Source organism: Paraburkholderia sp. SIMBA_027, from assembly GCF_046535315.1.
GTDB classification, from domain to species: Bacteria; Pseudomonadota; Gammaproteobacteria; order Burkholderiales; family Burkholderiaceae; genus Paraburkholderia; species Paraburkholderia tropica.
In genome coordinates this window covers 1-250 of record NZ_JAWRWY010001241.1, presented here as the reverse complement: position 1 = coordinate 250, position 250 = coordinate 1, and the positions used below count along the sequence as shown (strand labels likewise).

At 70.8% G+C, this 250-nt stretch carries 1 pseudogene; it reads right to left on the bottom strand.

Going from position 1 to position 250, the window contains the following annotated elements:
• Window positions 1-250 (bottom strand): annotated as a pseudogene (locus SB764_RS43110) (DNA primase); the annotation flags it as partial.

Below are 250 nucleotides of genomic sequence, written 5' to 3'. Positions count from 1 at the left end.
CTCGCCGGTCAGGCCCCGGTTCTTCAGGTACTGGATCGCGACGGTCGCGCCGCGCAACTGCTTGCGATAGTAGTCGCACGCGACGGACATCACGTCGGACAGCGCCGTCGCGACCGATTTCGACACGGGTGCCGGATAGTCGCCGCCGCCCCCCCCGCCGCCGCGCATCGACGGCTCGTGCGGCACGGTCAGCCCGACCGATTGCGCGAGTTCCTGCACGGCTTCCGGGAACGTGAGCCCCGCGTGCTCC